The following is a 16,514-nucleotide window of genomic DNA, read 5'->3' as shown; positions in this document are numbered from 1 at the left end:
CCCAGGCGGTTCTCAACGTTGCTTGTAGACGCCCAGGTAGCGGGTGGCTTCGGCGTCATCGCCGCTGAAGCCCTTGACGTCGGCTGCGCTCACGGCGGTGTCGGTCATCTGGGAAATCATCATGATCGGCCCCACCTCCTCGTCGTACAGCTTCTGCGCCTGCTGGTACATGCCCAGGCGTTTGGCCGCATCGCGCTCGACACCTACCCGGTCGATCAGGTCATTCAGCGGGGGGCTGAAGAACGACGCGCGCCAGCCCTGGAAGTTGGGCAAGCCAGCGCTGTCACTGTTGTCGGGGTTGTAGACGAAGGTGCGCAGGCTGAAATACGGGTGCGGGTAACGCTCGGCGCCCCGCGCCACGATCATTTCAAAGTTGCGGGCGCGCATGGCGCCATACACTTGGTTGCCGGTACCGGTGACGATACTGGCCTTGATGCCACCTTCGGCCAGGGTCGACTGCATGCGTGCGGCGATATCGATGAAGGGCGGTTCGGACAGCGTGCGGATGGTTGTGCTGAAACCTTGTGGGTAGCCCGCCTCGGCCAGCAGTGCCTTGGCTTTGGCCACATCCAGCTTGTAGCCAGGGTCTGGCAACCGGGCCTCGAGCCCAAGCTGCATCGGTTGCTGGTTGAGCTTGCCGTAATGCGGCATCACCTGCTGGTCCAGGCCCTGGTAGTCGATCAGGTTGCGCACCGCTTCGCGGACTTTGCGGTTGGCAAACTCCGGCTGCTTCATGCTCATTGCCACGTAGTACAGGGTGCCGCGCTGCAGAGCCTGCACTTGGAGTTTGTCCGAGCTTTCAATGGCCTTGATATCCGGCGCCGCCATGCCGTAGGCCAGGTCCAGGTCGCCGCGTTCGAGCATCAGGCGCAGCGACTGCGACTCGGTCATGTGACGCACCAGCACCCGTTTCATCTTGGCAGGGCCTGCCCAGTAACCGTCGAAGCGGGTCATCACCAGCGCATCGTTGGCGCTCCATTTGGTCAGGGTGAACGGCCCGCTGCCGGCTTCGTTGGTGACCAGCCAGGCCGCGCCCAGGTCACCGTTCTTCTCATGCTCGAGCACTTGCTGGCGGTCGACCACCACAGCGCTGGGTGACACGGCCAGCGAGTCGATCACCAGCAAAGGGTCTACCGGCTGCGGCAGGTCGATCACCAAGGTATGGCTGTCGGTCGCGCGGATCAGCGTTTGAATGTTTTCGACACTGTAGCCGTAGGCCTTCCAGGTGGTGGCCAAGCCATAGTTGAGCTTCATCACCCGGTACAGCGACCAGGCCACATCCTCGGCAGTGAGCGGGTTGCCGGAATGGAACGTGACATCAGTGCGCAGGCGGAAGGTAATCTGCTTGCCGTCTTCACTGACGTCCCAGCGTTCGGCCAGTTGTGGCAGGTGCTTCTCCGGGTTGCCCTGGTCGCGCTTGATGAGCGTGTCGTAGAGGTTGGCATTGATGCCAGAGGCATCCAGGCCGGGCGCGTTGGCCGGGTCGATGGAGAACAGGTTGACCATGCTCATGCCGACGATCAACTGGTCGGCAGGGGTTTTCGCCTGCACCGCAGCGAGCGGGCCGAGCAGCAGCACCGCGCCCAGCACAGCCATGCGCAGCGGCGGGAATACAGTCTTCATGGGGCATCCTTCTTTTTATAGTTATTCAATGTGTTCACGCTGATTGGGGGCTAGCGGGTCCTGGGATCGAACACCTTGTACAGGGCATCGCTGATCAGGTTGAGTGCGACGAAGATCAGGCCGATGATCAACACGCAGCCCATCACCGCGTTCATGTCACCGAGCATCAGGCTGCTGGTGAGGTACTGACCGAAACCGGGCCAGGCAAATACGGTTTCGATCAGCACCGCCCCCTCCAGCAACGAGCCATAGGCCAGGGCGACCACCGTGAGCAACTGCACGAGGATGTTGCGGAAAGCGTGGTTCCAGACCACCTGGCGGCGTGACAGCCCCTTGACCCTGGCGGTGATGATGTATTCCTGCGACAGCTGCTCGAGCATGAAGCTGCGGGTCATGCGGCTGATGTAGGCCACCGAGTTCAGCCCCAGGATCAACGCCGGCAGGACGATATGGCGCAACGCGCTGGTGAAGGCCTCCCAGTCACGCGCCAGCGCCGTGTCGATCAGCAGCAGGCCGGTAACCTCATCGACCATGCCGTCATAGGCCAGGTCGATTCGCCCTGCCCCACCTGCCCAGCCCAACCAGGCGTAGAACACCAGCAGCCCCATCATGCCGACCCAGAAGATGGGCGTGGAATAGCCGAACAGGGTAATCACCCGCGCCACGTGGTCGCCGACCCGGCCCTGGTTACTGGCCGCGACCACCCCCAACGGCAGGCCGATCAGCACGCCGAACAGGATTGCCAGGGTCGCCAGTTCAATGGTGGCCGGGAAGACGCGTTTGATGTCTTCGAGCACCGGGTGGCCGGTGAGCAGCGCATTGCCGAAATCACCGTGTAGCAAGTCGTTCAGGTACAGCCCGAACTGGACCCAGATCGGTTTGTCCAGGCCCATCGCCCGGTATACCTGGTCGTAGGTGGAGCTGTCGGCATCCGGGCCGACCACTGCCAGCACCGGGTCCAGCGGCATGACCCGTCCGATGAAGAACGTCAGCGCCAGCAGGCCAAGCAAAGTCACCAGCACCGTGCTGGCCCGGCGAGCGGTGCCCGAGACACGGGCACCCATTACAGAGGCAGTCGAAGCACACATAACAAGCTCCTGAAAAAGCATTCACCAATCACGCAGGCTTTGCCTCAACGCGACTTGTAGACGTCTTTGTAACGGGTGGTGGCCGCGGTATGGCCCTGGTAGTCCTGCACATCGTGGTAGAGCACTACGGTGTCGGTCATCTGCGACACAGGCAGGATGCCCCCCACCTGCTCGTCCAGGGTTTTCTGGATTTGCTGGTACTGAGCCAGCTGCTGCGCCTTGTCGGGCTCGACTTCCGCCTGCTCGATCAGGCGGTTCAGCTCGGGGCTGTAGAACGAGGTACGCCAGCCCTGGAAGTTGCTCAGCTTGGCTTCGTCACGGTTGTCCGGGTTGTACACCAGGGTGCGCAGGCTTGAATGCGGGTGCCGCTCAGCGCCACCACCACCGCGCCCGACCAGGATGTCGAAGCTGCGCTCACGCATGGCGCCGTAGATCTGGTTGCCGGTACCAGTGACGATGGTGGCCTTGATACCGGCCTGGGCCAGGGTCGACTGCAGGCTGGACGCAATGTTGATGAAGGGCGGCTCGGTGAGCACGCGGATGGTGGTCTTGAAACCCTCGGGGTAACCGGCTTCGGCCAGCAGCTTTTTTGCTTCGGCCACGTTCAGGGCATAGCCCGGATCATCCAGCCGTGCTGGCAGGCCAAGCGGTAGTGGGCGCTGATTGAGCTGGCCATAGTGCGGCATCACCGTCTGGTTGATGCCTTGATAGTCGATCAGCGAACGCACTGCCCGGCGTACGCGCACATCGTCGTAGGGCTTGTTCTTCACGCTGAGGGCCACGTAGTACAGGGTCCCGCGCTGCACGGTCTGGGTGCGAACGTTGTCAGACTTCTCCAGCGCCTCGATGTCTGGCGCGGACATGCCCTTGGCCAGGTCCAGGTCACCCCGCTCCACCATCAAGCGCAGTGACTGCGACTCGGTCATGTTGCGCATGACGATGCGCTTGAGCTTGGCCGGGCCGCCCCAGTACCCGTCAAAACGGTTCATCAGGATGACATCGTTGGCGCGCCACTCCTTGAGCGCGAACGGCCCGCTGCCCGCCGCGTGGGTGGTCAGCCAGGCACCGCCCATGTCATCGCCCTTCTGGTGCTGCTGCACCACCTTGCGGTCGAGGATGAAAGCGCTGGGCGAGGTAGCCAGGGTATTGAGCACCAGCAACGGGTCAGTCGGCCGTGGCAGCTCGATGACGAAAGTAGCGTCATCGACAGCGCGCATGTGCTGGTCGACATTGCCCGCCGAAAACCCGTAGGCCTTCCAGGTCGACGCCAAGGCCAGGTTGAGTTTGAGTACACGCTGCAGCGACCAGGCGACATCCTCGGCACTTAGCGGGTTACCGGACTGGAACGTCACACCCTTGCGCAGGTTGAACGTGAGGGTCTTGCGGTCATCGCTGACCTGCCAGCTTTCAGCCAGCGCCGGCAGCAGTCGGTCCGGCTGACGCACGTCCTGCACCAGCAGCATGTCGTAGAGGTTGGCATTGACCTCGGACACATCCAGCCCGGTGGCCGCCGCCGGGTCGAGGGACAGTAGATTGATCATGCTCATGCCGACGATCAACTGATCTGCCGGGGTTTTCGCGAAAGCAGCAGGTACCGAGGTCAGCGCCAGAGACGCAGCAAAGACCCCCGCCCAGAGTGTGGGGATAACGCTCATGTGAGATCGCCTTTTTATAGTTATTGGACGCTCGGGCGGCACGCAGCGACGCGTGCCGCCATGACGAATCAGAAGCTCTGCAGCGTATTGGTTTCGACGTAGTCGAAGTCGATGTCCTCACCCAGGCCCGGCAAGTTCGACAGGTGCACGAAACCGTCTTCGTCCATCGGGTCGACCAGGCGTTTGAGGTAGGCAGGTACCTCGTCATAGTCAAGGTACGGGTGCAGCAGGCCGCGCTCGTACCAGGTGCAGTTCTTGATCGCCCCCACGACCGCCAGGTTGGCGGCACCGTTGCCATGGATCTCGCAATCCATGCCGAATGATTCGGCCATGTGCGCAACCTTCAGGCACGGTGCAATGCCCCCCACACCGGCAACCCCCGCTCGCAGGATGTCGCACACATCGTTCTTCACCCAGCTGGCCCGGCTCAGATGCTTGCCACCGAGGCTTTCCGGGCCAAGCACCGGGATGTCCAGCTGCCCGGCCAGCCAGGCGTAGGACTCGGCGGAATCTTCCATCATCGGCTCTTCGAACCAGGCGAAGTCGAGCTTTTCCAGGGCGCGGCCGATGGTGAGGGCTTCGGTACGGCTGTACCAGTGATAGCCATCGATCATCAGCGCGATGTCCGGCCCCACGGCCTCGCGTACGGCGGCGCATGCCTTGATGTCCATGCTCACGCTGGGCGCGAACGACACCGGTGGCATCCAGGTGTGCAGCTTGATGGCCTTGTAGCCGCGCTTGACCAGGGTTTCGGCGAAGCGACCGTACTCCTCCGGCGTCGACAGGCCGCCCGGCAACTCATCACCGCACATGGTCGAGCCATAGGCCGGCACCTTGTCGCGGTAGCCACCAATCAGCTTGTGCACCGGCAGGTTCAGCTTGCGCCCGGCCCAGTCCCACAGTGCCTGCTCGACCAGCGCCAGGGCGCGGTCAGTCAGCTGGCTGGCGCTGCCGCGCTGCCAGTGGGCCAGGTCGTGCCAGATTTTTTCACGGTCGAAGGCATTGGCGCCAACCAGCACCTTGCGCACGAAGTTATCCAGCACATAAGGGCGAATGAGTTCGGGCGCACCCAGCGCATAGCCTTCGCTGCCGCACTCGGTCCTGATGCGCAGCAGGGCCATTCTGGCCTGGGTCACATCACCTGGGTGGGCATGGCCGGCGCTGTCTACGGCGCGGCGCGTGGGGTAGGAAAACACCTGGACGTTTACAGCAGTAATGATCATGGACGTCTGAGCCTTCTTATTGGATTTGTGGCGGGTGAGTCACGCTCTGGAGGCCATCCTACGTCATCATACAACATTTGAAAAGCACGACTTTAAAGTCGCAAAAAACCCCGATTCATGGTGCTCATGACAATCATTAGCCCCCCAACCAAAGGCTTTTCAATTGCCAAAAACACCGGGATAGAGCCATCCAGACAAGTGATCAGACAACATTTCAATAATCCGTAGACAGCCTCACAGTCGTACGATAACTTATTTGAAAAATCACGGAGCGCTCACCACCTCACCCCACCTTGCTCACACGCCTCATCACGTCCTCAACAAAAACAAAAAAAGAGATCGCATGAACATCACACTTCGCCGCCTCATCGCCGCCAGTACGCTCGGCTTGTCGTTCTACGCCTGCGCGGACTCCGCCAGCATCAACTACCGGCACGGCTTCACCGAAGACGACAGCATTCACTCCGACCGGATAAAGCTGAGTTACCGCAAGGACAGCGGCCTGGGGTTTGCCGCAGAAATCAAATACAAAACTGCCGGCGACCGCGAAGACGTCGCCTACGACAACATGGTCAACAACGGCCACGAGTTCACCGTGGACTACAACTACAAGACCAGCCCCAAGTCGACCTGGACCCCCGCCTTCCAGATGGACAGTTCCAAGGATGCGACTACCTACAAATTCGGCTTGAAGTACAGCTACAAACTCAGCGACACCTGGTATGTCGCCACCCGCGTGCGCCATGACGCACGTAGCCTCGACCGGGATCAGGTCGACCACAGCAAGGCTGACCGCGCCAAGGACGACCAGAACACCACCCGCCTTGAAGGCTGGCTCGGCTACACCCCCAGCGGCCCGTGGGCATTCGAGTACCAGTACATCCACTTCACCACCGACTACATCCGCTACGACAACAAGAAGCGCGACTACGAGCAGAACCTGATCATCAAGTACAAGCTCAACAAGCAGTGGGCACCGTTCATGGAAGTGGGTGACATCAAGGTCAACAGCTACACGGACGATCGCCAGGCCCGTTGGCGCCTGGGTATCCAATACAACTTCCTGTAAGGGCAACCGCCCGCCCATGCCGGTGTCGTTCCCGCACGGCACCTTGATGCCGTTTCAGTAAAAGGCCTCTATACAATGACCACGACTACACGCAAACCCTTCAACCGCCTGCTGCTCACCGGTGCCGCCGGCGGGCTCGGGCAAGTGCTTCGCGAAGCACTGCAAGCGCACGCCACCTTCGTGCGCGCATCGGACATCAGCCCCATGGCAACAGCTACGGGCGAGCATGAAGAAACCATCAATTGCGACCTGGCGGACAAGGCCGGCGTACTGGCCCTGGCCAAGGATGTAGACGCCATCGTGCACCTGGGCGGCATCTCCACCGAGCGTGCCTTCGAAGAGATTCTGCAAGCCAACATCGTTGGCACCTTCCACATCTACGAGGCCGCCCGTAAGCACGGCATAAAACGCGTGGTGTTTGCCAGCTCCAACCATGTCACCGGCTTTTACCCCCAGGACGAACAAGTGGATGCGCATTCGCCGCGCCGGCCAGACTGCTATTACGGGCTGTCGAAGGCCTACGGCGAAGACCTGGCGACGTTCTACTTCCATCGCTACGGCATCGAAACGGTCAGCCTGCGCATCGGCTCTTCATTCCCCGAACCCCGCAATGTGCGCATGTTGTCCACCTGGCTGAGCTACGGAGACCTGGCACACCTGGTGGAGCGCGCATTGCTGGCCGAGAACGTTGGCCACACCGTGGTGTATGGCGTCTCGGCCAACCGCGACCTGTGGTGGAACAACCGCCACGCCGCACACCTGGGTTTCAACCCCAAGGACAGCGCCGAACGCTTCCGCCCGGCCCTGGAGCAGCAGCCAAAACCCGCAGCAAATGACCCGACGGCCCAGCTGCAAGGTGGCGCCTTCACCGCTGCCGGCCCTTTTGGCGACTGAACCCTGACAGAGCGCAGACTGCTTCCATGACAGCCGAACTGATCATCGACGTACGCAATGCCACGGGCGAGAGCCCGGTCTGGCACCCGCAGGAAAATGCCTTGTACTGGGTGGATATACCGGCAGGTCGTCTGCACCGCTGGCAGATAGACGGCCAGACAACTCACTGGACCGCAGACGAAATGCTGGGCTGCATTGTCCGCAGCCACCAAGGCCATTGGCTGGGAGCCCAGGAGAGCGGGATCTTCCACCTCACCCCTCAGGCAGACGGCCGCCTGCTGGCCGACAAACGTGCCAGTGTCGAACACGCCAGGCCCGGCATGCGCTTCAATGACGGGCGCTGTGACCGCCAAGGGCGCTTTTGGGCCGGTACGATGCAAACAAACATGGGCGCCGAGCCGGTGGGAGCACTTTACCGATATGACGCGACGGCAGACGCAACGGTAAACCCATTGCAAGCACGACTGGACAAGCTGATCGTGCCCAACGGCATGGCCTTCAGCCCGGACGGCAAAACACTGTATATCTCCGACTCACACCCAAGCGTCCAGCTGATCTGGGCCTTCGACTACGACATCGACAGCGGCACACCGCACAACCGCCGAATCTTCGTCGACATGAACCAGCACGCCGGCCGACCGGACGGGGCCGCGGTGGATGCCGAAGGTTGCTATTGGATCTGCGCGATCGATGCCGGCCAGGTACTGCGCTTCACCCCCGAAGGGAAACTGGACCGCGCTCTGCCGCTACCGGTGAAGAAACCGACCATGTGCGCATTCGGCGGCCCGCAGCTGGATACGCTGTTCGTGACGTCGATTTGCCCACAAGGCATCGATCTGAGCGACCAGCCACTGGCCGGCGGCGTGTTCGCATTGAACCCAGGCGTGAAAGGCTTGCCGGAGCCCATTGCCAGGGGCTGAAGCCTGGCAGTGGCTGTATCAGGGGCGATGCTCAGCAAGCCACCTTGCTCCCTGCCCCCAGGCACGTCACAGCAAAGGCAATGACCAGCGCCCCCGTCCCCAACAGGAATATCAACTGCTGGTTTGAGCCCTCCACCAGCGTGGCAATCAGTGCCGGCGTCGCGGCAGCCGCCCCCATCAACGTAATACTGACCAGCGGCGTCAGCTTGCCGGTCGGGTCGTTGGTGGTGATCAGCGCCATGTAGTACGACACTGACAGCACCCAGCCCTGCTGATCGAGCGACAGGCTCAGTTGTTCCGTGACCAACCCCATGAAAATGGGTTGCACACCACAGACGATGAATGAAGTACAGGCAATGAAAATCAAGGCGGCACGCAGCAGCTTGGAATCATTGATCATGGAAGGACTCCGACACGGCATTTGTTTTTATTGTGTGTGATGACGTGCCCGGAACACGCCGCAGCAAGCGGTCGGACGGGTCACGCGATCAATCCTGTGCCCAGATCGAAGGCTTTGAAAGTTAATTATCGGAATCCACTTCAGTGGGCTTTTTAATGCAGGCCAACCTCCACTGCCTGTATCCAGAAACGCACTGCTGTCGATCCTGATAATTAATTGGAGACATGCCCGCATCCGCCCTACCGTGGTACGTCACCCAAGCCGTTAGTAAAAAAGGCCCAACCATGAACGACCGTGAGTTCATCAACGCCATCGACGCCGATGGCTTGCCTCTGAACATTGCCGTAAGCAATGGCCGCATCAGCCACATCGGCCCGCAACGCGCCAGCACGCCCGCCCGCGAAACCATCGACCTCGAAGGCCTGCTGGCGCTGCCGGGCTTTGTCGATGGCCACATCCACCTGGACAAAAGCTTCGTCGGTGACCGCTGGCACCCGCACCAACCCGTGGCCAGCCTGCGCGAACGCCTGGCCGTGGAAAAACGCGAACTGGCCGGCGCCCCGCCCATCGTCGAGCGCGCCGATGCGCTGATGCGCCAGGCTGCCTCGTTTGGCACCTTGGCCATGCGTTGCCATGTGGACGTGGACGCCACCACCGGCCTTACCAACCTGCATGCCATGCTCGAAGCCCGGGACATGTGGAAAGACCTGCTCGACATCCAACTGGTGGCCTTCCCCCAGGCCGGCGTGGTGACCTGCCCCGGCACTGCTGAAGTGATGGAAGCGGCCATCCGCGAAGGCGTGCAGGTGGTCGGCGGCATCGACCCGACCACCCTTGATGGCGATGCCGATGGCCAGCTCGACATCGTGTTCGGCATCGCCGACCGACATGGCGTGAAGGTCGACATCCACCTGCATGAGCCTGGCGATATCTGTATCGCCCAACTCGAACGCATCGCCGCCCGCACCCAGGCACTGGGCATGCAAGGCCTGGTGGCGGTCAGCCACGCCTATGGGCTGGGCGACGTATCCGATGCCGTGGTCGACCGCACCGCCGAAGTGCTGGCTGGCGCCGGCATTTCCATCATGACCAACGCCCCCGGCGAGCATGCTTTTCCCCCCGTCCTGCGCCTGCGTAACGGCGGCGTGCGGGTGTTTACCGGCAACGACAACATCCAGGATGCCTGGTGGCCCTACGGCAACGGCGACATGCTGCAACGGGCTATGCTGGTCAGCTACCGCTCAGGCTTCAACACCGACGAGGAACTGCGGGTAGCGTTGCACATGGCGACCGAGGCGGGTGCCGGCGTGATGGGTAAACAGGACTACGGCTTGCAGGTGGGTAATGAAGCCAGCTTCATCCTGTTCAAGGCACCGAATGCCGCTGCGGCGGTGGCGGCTGCCATTCATGAGCGGGTGATCGTGCGCCACGGGGCGTTCTGGGGCGGGCCTGCGCAGTTGCAGTTGAAGGCTGCGCAGTTTGCTGCCGAACTACGCCGCCACTGACAGGCAAAAATCCTGGGGCTGCCATGCAGCCCCATGGCCCTGACTGACAGCCACTAGACCAAGATTTACTCTCCCTCTGCCCGCAAAATACCTATCAGAATTTCGGCCAACGCCATAACCATCGGATCCGCCGTAGGCCGATGAAAAATCGCCGCCTCAAACACTTTGATCGGCTTGAACCCTTCTTCCACCCCCAGCACCCGATGCCCCGCCGCAACCACCCGCGATGGCAACAGGCTCACCCCCAGCCCATTGGCCACCGCCTCCTGAATCCCTGCCAGGCTCGAACTGGTGAATGCAATGCGCCAACTGCGCCCCATGGCCTCGACCGCACTGATCATGTCATCGCGGTACAGCCCACGCGGCGGGAAGGTCACCAGCGGAATCGGGTCCTGGGCAAAGCACGGGTACTGCGCACTGTCGATCCACTCGATACGCTCTGGCTGGCAAGCATTGGCCTCACGGCTGTGCCGCCGTTGCTTGATCAACACCAGGTCCAGTTCGCCCCGATCATAGGTGCTCATCAGGTCACGGCTAAGGCCACCGGTAATTTCCAGCTTTACCGTCGGATTACGCCGGTTGAACGCCGCCAACGCCTGCATCGTCTTGCCCGCGACAAAATCGTCCGGCAGGCCGATGCGCACGGTCACCGTCACCCCACCCGACATGGCCTCGGTCAGCTGATTACTCACCGCCAGCAAATGCCGTGCGTAACGCAGCAGGGTTTCACCGGCGTCGGTCGGGTGCACTTCGCGGTTGCTGCGGTCTAGCAGTTGCTGGCCGACCAGTTCCTCCAGCCGGCGCACCTTCTGGCTGACCGTGGACTGGGTGGAATGCAGGCGGGCTGCGGCGGTGGTGAAACTGCCGCAGTCGGCCACCATGACCACGGTGCGGAGCATGTCCAGGTCGTAGATGGCGCGATTGGGGTTGGTGGATTCTGACATTTGGCGGGTTCAGCTTTTGGAATGGGGCTTGCTGCATGATGCCTGAAGCAGGCGTGCATTAGGCATTGCCCTGATGCGAGGTGCGCTTTGTGCGTGCGCACGAGTGATGTCCAGGGCTTACGATTGAGCGTTTTTGCGGGGTGCGCGTTGAAAACGCGTCACCACGATTTGAACAGCACCTGCCACCAGACACAACACGCCTATTTTCCAGCCCCCTTCCAGGCCGAAGTGCTCGGATGCCTTCCCAGCGGCAATTACGCTTACGAAGATGGCGACAGGGAGGATCAGTTTGTTCATGTAGTCTTCCAGGTGTACTAAGCAGAGATCGGGACAGCGCCCCGTGCGCCATCATCGCTGACTTCGAACTGCCCCACCAGCTTCTGCAACTTGCCGGCATCCACTTTCACCTTCTGCGCACTGCTCTGCAGCACCACTGCTGTCTGGCGCATCTCGCTGGAGGACTGGTTGACCTGGTCGATGGTCTTGCCGTATTCCACACTGCGCCGGTTGAGCTGCTGGATGATGGCGAACATGCCCTCCACCGCCTGGTGCAGTTGCACATTTTCCGAAGAGGCGTCCTCGGCGAGGCGCAGACTGTTGTCGACGTCCTGCACGCCCTGCTCCATGAAGCTTACGGCCTGACGGGTTTCGCCCTGCAGGCTTTCGACCATATGGCGAATATCGTCGGCGGCACGCGAGGTACGCGCGGCCAGGCTACGCACTTCGTCGGCCACCACTGCAAAGCCACGGCCATGCTCCCCGGCGCGCGCCGCCTCGATGGCGGCATTGAGCGCCAGCAGGTTGGTCTGGTTGGTGATTTCGCTGATCAACCCGGTAATGTTGTCGATCTCGACCATGCGGCTGTCGAGCCGCTGCACACTGGACGACGAGCGCGCCACCACATCGCGGATCGACTGCGCGCCCGCCTGCACCGCCAGGTACTGCTCGCGCGCGCGGCTGACCACTTCGTCCATGGCCTGCTTCATCTGCTCGGCACTGACCGAAGCCTGCTGCAACTCGCCAAGCTGCTCTTCCATGATGATCATCATCTGGTGTACGGCGTCGGCCACATCGGCGGAGCTCACGCTGGCTTCCTGGCTGCGCCCGAGCATCATCTGGTTGGTGCTGCCGACGGTACGGCTGGCCTTGACCACCTGCCCCACCACCGCGTCCAGGCGGTCGATGAAGCTGTTGATCCAGCGCGCCATGTCGCCGCTTTCGTCGTTGGCCAAAGTGCTGGTGTCCAGGCGCTGGCGCAGGTTGCCTTCTCCCTCGGCGATGGTGCGCAGCACGCCGCTCATGCCATTCAGCCTGGCCGCCAGGCGCTTGGGCCCGAGCACACCGAACAGCAACGTGGCGCCGAGCATGCTCGCGGCCTCGATCGCGTCGTTCAGCCCTTGCGGCAGGCCTGCACAGTGCTGCACCAGGTAGTTGCAGCCGAACAGGCCCGCCATGATCGCCACATAGGGCTTCATCAAACCGTAGCTCAGCGAGCGCCTGCGGTAGACCTCCTCCAGGTCTGCCTCGCACATCATGCCCCAGCGGTCGAGTGAGCCCGGCAACTGGAACGTTACGCCCTTGCCCACCACCGGCACGTGGCGATAATCCGAATAACCGGGGTAGGTCACGAACAGGTTTTCACCACGCCTTATCGTCTCCCTTACGCCAGGGTGCAGTTCCCGCGTGGAGGGGTCGGTGAAGCGCAGTTCCAGTTCGGTATGGCGCTGCACCTGCACCGTGGTCCAGGGCGTGCGCACGCCGCTTTTGAGGTTTTCGCCATGGGTGAAGGTGGCGTCTTCGAACCGCGAGCGGGACAGCGCGGTGCCAGGCTGAATGGCAAGGTCGAAGCGCGATTGCGCCATGAACAGGTAGTTGTCACCCGACTCGGGGTAAATATGCCCGGCCTCGCGCTGGATCAGATCGCCCAGCACGTCGTTGGGCACCCGGCCGCACAGGCAACCGAGCACTTTGCCCGCGTACCTGAGGGGCTGGTAGAACATCAGCGTGACTTCGTCGTGAAAGCGCGAGGATGACGGGCCGATCTGCAAGGTCAGCGGGTCGCTGTAGGGCCCGTGCAGGAAGGGGGCTTTCAGCCCTTGTGCCAGGGCTGACATATGCTCGATACGCGGTGTGCCACGCTGGGGCCAGGTCGAAGCGATGACAGTGCCGTGGGCATCGACGACAAACAGTTCGGAAAAGTCCTCGGCCTGGGCCAGCGTGCTGCGCAACATCGCGCTATCGACTTGAGCGAGCCCGGGCGCCAGTTGATCGGCCAGCTCGGCCAGATGCTCCCACTGCTCGCACGCCCACTCATGCAGCAACTGCACACGGGTGTGGGCGATGGCTTCGAAGGTTTGCTCGAGCTGCGGGTAACTGGCCCGGTTAAGGCGGCAGGACCAGCCCATGCTGAATTTGCCGGTTTTACCAAACCACGGCAGCCAGCCCTTCTCACGCGACGACAACTGCATCGAACCACTGGAAAGCGACATTATCTTCACCATACGCGACATCGAATGGCAATTTGATAGCAAGTCGCACGCCAACGCGGCTGGGGTGATTATTCGGTGATTTCGCGAGCTGTTTGCACTTGATCAGTGCAGAACCGTGGCAGAGAAGCGCAGAGCGCACCAGCGAGGGGCAACAACAAAGGGATAACACGTTCAATTTTAGTGGGGCAAATAGTTTCCGAAACTGCTCGCACATCGCACAACAGTTCGATAATCGCACAAATTCAGCCAAACCCCCTCTACTGTTACCCAATCTTGCGGCACGCTATAGCGAAAGTCAGCAAGTAATTTCAAGCGCTGACAGGCCCCATCGCGTCACGCGCTCCGGCCAGCCCGACAACCACAACTCCAGGAACAACCAGGAGCTCGCCTTGATCAATAAAACGTACGAGTCCATCGCCAGCGCGGTGGAAGGGATTACCGACGGTTCCACCATCATGGTCGGTGGCTTTGGCACGGCGGGCATGCCGTCCGAGCTGATCGACGGCCTGATCGCCACCGGTGCCCGCGACCTGACCATCATCAGCAACAACGCCGGTAACGGCGAGATCGGCCTGGCCGCGCTGCTCATGGCAGGCAGCGTGCGCAAGGTGGTCTGCTCGTTCCCGCGCCAGTCCGACTCTTACGTGTTCGACGAACTGTACCGCGCCGGCAAGATCGAGCTGGAAGTGGTGCCGCAAGGCAACCTGGCCGAGCGCATCCGCGCCGCAGGCTCGGGCATTGGTGCGTTCTTCTCGCCGACCGGCTACGGCACCCTGCTGGCCGAAGGCAAGGAAACCCGTGAAATCGACGGCCGCATGTACGTGCTGGAAATGCCGCTGCACGCCGACTTTGCGCTGATCAAGGCGCACAAGGGCGACCGCTGGGGCAACCTGACCTACCGCAAGGCCGCCCGCAACTTCGGCCCGATCATGGCCATGGCCGCCAAGACCGCCATCGCCCAGGTCGACCAGGTTGTCGAACTCGGTGAACTGGACCCGGAACACATCATCACTCCGGGTATCTTCGTCCAGCGCGTGGTCGCCGTTACCGGTGCTGCCGCTTCTTCGATCGCCAACGCTGTCTGAGGCCTGCCATGACCATCACCAAAAAGCTCTCCCGCACCGAGATGGCCCAACGCGTGGCCGCAGACATTCAGGAAGGTGCCTACGTCAACTTGGGCATTGGCGCACCCACCCTGGTGGCCAACTACCTGGGCGACAAGGAAGTGTTCCTGCACAGTGAAAACGGCCTGCTGGGCATGGGCCCAAGCCCGGCGCCGGGCGAGGAAGACGATGACCTGATCAACGCCGGCAAGCAGCACGTGACCCTGCTGACTGGCGGTGCCTTCTTCCACCATGCCGACTCGTTCTCGATGATGCGCGGCGGCCACCTGGACATCGCCGTACTGGGCGCCTTCCAGGTGTCGGTGAAGGGCGACCTGGCCAACTGGCACACCGGTGCCGAAGGTTCGATCCCGGCCGTAGGCGGCGCAATGGACCTGGCCACCGGCGCCCGCCAGGTATTCGTGATGATGGACCACCTGACCAAGACCGGCGAAAGCAAGCTGGTACCTGAGTGCACTTATCCGCTGACGGGTATTGGTTGCGTGAGCCGCATCTACACCGATTTGGCTGTGCTGGAAGTGACGCCAGAAGGGCTGAAAGTGGTCGAGATCTGTGCGGATATCGACTTTGACGAGTTGCAGACGTTGAGTGGTGTGCCGCTGATCAAGTGATCGGCGAAACCTTCTGGCAAGACGCAATCTCGGTGGCTTGCCTGCGATGGGCTGCCTAGCAGCCCCATGGCCCCAACCAACAGCCACTGTCATTGTTCACTCAGGCGATACCGACACTTGTCAGCAACGTTCCACCACCCGCACTAAAACTCCACCTTGCCCCGCCCCGCCTTGACGGTGCTCCGCCTGGCTTTGCCTTCAAGGCGGCGGGTCTTCGAGCCGAGGGTCGGCTTGGTGGGGCGGCGTTTCTTCTCGGTCTTGCCGGCAGCGATTACCAACTCGGCAAGACGCGCCAATGCGTCAGCACGGTTCTGCTCCTGCGTGCGGTATTGCTGGGCCTTGATGATCAACACGCCGTCACCGGTGATGCGACTGTCCCGCAGCGCCAGCAGCCGCTCTTTGTAAAACTCGGGCAACGATGAGGCCGGGATGTCGAAGCGCAGGTGCACGGCGCTGGACACCTTGTTGACATTCTGCCCACCCGCGCCTTGCGCACGGATGTAGGTCAGCTCGATTTCGGCATCCGGCAGATGCACGTTGTTGGAGATGGTCAGCATTGAATCGCCCCTGGTTTCGTAGACACCTCCAAGCCTCATAATGAGGCCCAAATAGGAGGTGCCATGAGTCGTCAGCGTTACCCTGAAGAATTCAAGATCGAAGCGGTCAAGCAAGTGACCGAGAAAGGCAAGCCTGTCGCTGAGGTCGCCCAGCGCTTGGGCATGTCCGTGCACAGCCTTTACGCGTGGATCAAGGTCTACAGCAAGCCCCAAGAGCTGCGCCAGCAAGACGATGATCAGCAGGCTGAACTGCGTAAGCTACGCGCTGAACTCAAACGCGTGACGGAAGAGCGAGACATCTTAAAGAAGGCCGCCGCGTACTTTGCCAAGGAGTGCGGCTGAAGTACGCCTTCATCAAGAAGCACTCGACGGATTACCCGGTGCGGCGCCTTTGCCAAACCCTCAAGGTGCA

General features: G+C 61.7%; 14 protein-coding genes and 2 pseudogenes. 7 read left to right on the top strand and 9 right to left on the bottom strand.

Going from position 1 to position 16,514, the window contains the following annotated elements:
* Positions 1–12: 12 nt before the first annotated feature.
* The 4 genes from PM2_RS18780 to PM2_RS18765 form a co-directional block, all read right to left on the bottom strand.
* Positions 13–1,623: an ABC transporter substrate-binding protein gene (locus PM2_RS18780; protein WP_028699479.1), complete on the bottom strand. Its 1,611-nt coding sequence runs from the start codon at positions 1,621–1,623 to the stop codon at positions 13–15.
* A gap of 50 nt (positions 1,624–1,673) precedes the next feature.
* Positions 1,674–2,687, bottom strand: coding sequence for an ABC transporter permease (locus tag PM2_RS18775; RefSeq protein WP_016711470.1), 1,014 nt, complete (start codon positions 2,685–2,687; stop codon positions 1,674–1,676).
* A 68-nt stretch (positions 2,688–2,755) separates the two neighbouring features.
* Positions 2,756–4,366 carry an ABC transporter substrate-binding protein gene (locus PM2_RS18770; protein ID WP_028699481.1) on the bottom strand — a complete coding sequence of 537 codons (1,611 nt, stop codon included), beginning with the start codon at positions 4,364–4,366 and terminating at the stop codon, positions 2,756–2,758.
* A gap of 68 nt (positions 4,367–4,434) precedes the next feature.
* Positions 4,435–5,589, bottom strand: a complete 1,155-nt coding sequence (locus PM2_RS18765; protein WP_019096746.1) for a mandelate racemase family protein — start codon at positions 5,587–5,589, stop codon at positions 4,435–4,437.
* 343 nt (positions 5,590–5,932) lie between these two features.
* Here PM2_RS18765 and PM2_RS18760 point away from each other — a divergent pair, with 343 nt between their 5' ends.
* The 3 genes from PM2_RS18760 (at position 5,933) to PM2_RS18750 (ending at position 8,472) form a co-directional block, all read left to right on the top strand.
* A complete protein-coding gene (locus tag PM2_RS18760; RefSeq protein ID WP_016711473.1) occupies positions 5,933–6,658 on the top strand; it encodes an oligogalacturonate-specific porin KdgM family protein in 726 nt (241 codons plus the stop codon).
* Positions 6,659–6,733: 75 nt separating this feature from the next.
* The gene (locus PM2_RS18755) at positions 6,734–7,552 is read left to right on the top strand and encodes an NAD-dependent epimerase/dehydratase family protein (RefSeq protein ID WP_016711474.1); all 819 of its coding nucleotides are present in this window, start codon (positions 6,734–6,736) and stop codon (positions 7,550–7,552) included.
* Between the two features lie 26 nt (positions 7,553–7,578).
* Positions 7,579–8,472, top strand: a complete 894-nt coding sequence (locus tag PM2_RS18750) for an SMP-30/gluconolactonase/LRE family protein (RefSeq protein WP_016711475.1) — start codon at positions 7,579–7,581, stop codon at positions 8,470–8,472.
* 31 nt (positions 8,473–8,503) lie between these two features.
* Here PM2_RS18750 and PM2_RS31920 read toward each other — a convergent pair.
* Positions 8,504–8,752 (bottom strand): annotated as a pseudogene (locus tag PM2_RS31920) (MFS transporter); the annotation flags it as partial.
* Between the two features lie 404 nt (positions 8,753–9,156).
* Here PM2_RS31920 and PM2_RS18740 point away from each other — a divergent pair.
* Positions 9,157–10,377, top strand: coding sequence for an amidohydrolase family protein (locus tag PM2_RS18740; protein WP_016711477.1), 1,221 nt, complete (start codon positions 9,157–9,159; stop codon positions 10,375–10,377).
* Between the two features lie 65 nt (positions 10,378–10,442).
* On the opposite strand, the gene PM2_RS18735 is transcribed toward PM2_RS18740, so the two are convergent.
* The 3 genes from PM2_RS18735 to PM2_RS32110 form a co-directional block, all read right to left on the bottom strand.
* Positions 10,443–11,321 carry a LysR substrate-binding domain-containing protein gene (locus tag PM2_RS18735; protein WP_028699483.1) on the bottom strand — a complete coding sequence of 293 codons (879 nt, stop codon included), beginning with the start codon at positions 11,319–11,321 and terminating at the stop codon, positions 10,443–10,445.
* Between the two features lie 117 nt (positions 11,322–11,438).
* The gene (locus PM2_RS18730; RefSeq protein ID WP_016711479.1) at positions 11,439–11,618 is read right to left on the bottom strand and encodes a hypothetical protein; all 180 of its coding nucleotides are present in this window, start codon (positions 11,616–11,618) and stop codon (positions 11,439–11,441) included.
* Between the two features lie 17 nt (positions 11,619–11,635).
* Positions 11,636–12,295 (bottom strand): methyl-accepting chemotaxis protein, encoded by a 660-nt coding sequence (locus PM2_RS32110; protein WP_416146862.1) that lies wholly within the window; start codon positions 12,293–12,295, stop codon positions 11,636–11,638.
* Between the two features lie 1,904 nt (positions 12,296–14,199).
* Here PM2_RS32110 and PM2_RS18720 point away from each other — a divergent pair.
* The gene (locus PM2_RS18720; RefSeq protein WP_026020319.1) at positions 14,200–14,895 is read left to right on the top strand and encodes a 3-oxoacid CoA-transferase subunit A; all 696 of its coding nucleotides are present in this window, start codon (positions 14,200–14,202) and stop codon (positions 14,893–14,895) included.
* A gap of 8 nt (positions 14,896–14,903) precedes the next feature.
* Positions 14,904–15,545: a 3-oxoacid CoA-transferase subunit B gene (locus tag PM2_RS18715; protein ID WP_016711482.1), complete on the top strand. Its 642-nt coding sequence runs from the start codon at positions 14,904–14,906 to the stop codon at positions 15,543–15,545.
* Between the two features lie 143 nt (positions 15,546–15,688).
* Here PM2_RS18715 and arfB read toward each other — a convergent pair whose 3' ends face one another.
* On the bottom strand, positions 15,689–16,102 hold the full coding sequence (arfB, locus tag PM2_RS18710; RefSeq protein ID WP_016711483.1) for an alternative ribosome rescue aminoacyl-tRNA hydrolase ArfB: 414 nt from the start codon (positions 16,100–16,102) through the stop codon (positions 15,689–15,691).
* Positions 16,103–16,165: 63 nt separating this feature from the next.
* Between arfB and PM2_RS18705 the strand changes: the two are divergent.
* Positions 16,166–16,514: pseudogene (locus PM2_RS18705) on the top strand (transposase); the annotation flags it as partial.

The organism is Pseudomonas monteilii NBRC 103158 = DSM 14164 (assembly GCF_000730605.1).
Lineage (GTDB): Bacteria > Pseudomonadota > Gammaproteobacteria > Pseudomonadales > Pseudomonadaceae > Aquipseudomonas > Aquipseudomonas monteilii.
The sequence above is the reverse complement of the archived record's forward strand: the minus strand, read 5'-3'. Positions and strand labels throughout refer to the sequence as shown.